The sequence below is a fragment of the Streptococcus oralis genome (genome assembly GCF_001578945.1).
Classification (GTDB): Bacteria; Bacillota; Bacilli; order Lactobacillales; family Streptococcaceae; genus Streptococcus; species Streptococcus oralis_Q.
In genome coordinates, this window is record NZ_KQ969552.1 from 80,993 (window position 1) to 82,206 (window position 1,214).

Here is a 1,214-nt window from a genome sequence, read left to right on the forward strand (position 1 = left end):
CCCAAAGGACCAGCTTGGGCAATGGTATACCCTGAACTTAGGAACAAGCCGGTTCCAATGACGCCTCCTAGGGAAAGCATAAAGAGATGACGACTGGTCATCTTGCGTTGAAATTCGCCTTCACCCTCAAACTGATGATTTTCAATCTTTTCTGACATAAATTCCTCCTTTTCATATTCTTTCATTTTATCATGAAACTGCCTGCTCTTTCATATATTTTCTCTATCACTCTGATAAAGAAAAACTATCACAAAAACTTCTCTCCTGAGTGGAAAGAAGTCTTTTAAGGCTTATTGCTGCAAAACTTTTCTAGGTTTGGTTCCTTCAGCTGGACCGATGACACCCGCCATTTCGAGTTCTTCCATAAGGCGGGTCGCACGGTTAAAACCGACTGACAAGCGACGTTGTATCATAGAGGCACTAGCTTTCTGCGTCTCGATAACCAGAGCCTTAGCTTCTTCAAAGAGTGGATCGCCGCCAGCTTCACCATCAGAGACATCTCCTTCATTTTCAGGAACATCTCCTGGGTCAAAGCTTTCATCGTAGTCCGCATCCGCCTGAGCCTTGATGAAGTTTACGATGCGTTCGACATCATCATCTGAGATAAAGGATCCTTGCAGACGGACTGGGTGATTTTCATCAATAGGTTTAAAGAGCATATCCCCGCGTCCCAACAGTTTCTCCGCTCCATTTTCGTCTAGAATAGTACGAGAGTCTGTACCTGACGAAACCGCAAAGGCCACACGAGATGGGACATTAGCCTTAATCAGACCAGAAATGACATCAACAGAAGGGCGTTGCGTGGCAAGAATCATATGAATCCCTGCAGCACGCGCCTTTTGTCCGAGACGAATAATGGCATCTTCCACTTCCTTGCTGGCCACCATCATAAGATCCGCCAACTCATCCACGATGACAACGATCAGTGGAAGCGGGATTTGTTTATACTCGGACTGAGTATTGTATTCCTCTACCTTAGCATTAAAGCCAGCGATGTTGCGAACACCGATCTTAGCAAAGAGTTCATAACGGTTTTCCATCTCATCCACAACCTTTTGCAAAGCCTTGCTGGCCTTGCGTGGATTGGTTACAACCGGAATCAAGAGGTGAGGGATGTCATTGTACACCGATAACTCAACCATCTTTGGATCCACCATCATAAACTTGACCTGGTCGGGTCTTGCTTTCATGAGAATGCTCGCGATAATACCGTT

At 45.6% G+C, this 1,214-nt stretch carries 1 protein-coding gene and 1 pseudogene; both read right to left on the bottom strand.

All coding sequences use genetic code 11. The annotated features are described in order from the left end of the window. Positions 1-146: pseudogene (locus tag SORDD16_RS05800) on the bottom strand (amino acid permease); the annotation flags it as partial. Positions 147-290: 144 nt separating this feature from the next. Then, positions 291-1,214: FtsK/SpoIIIE domain-containing protein (locus SORDD16_RS11860; protein WP_241734019.1), on the bottom strand; the 924-nt coding region annotated here is incomplete at its 5' end.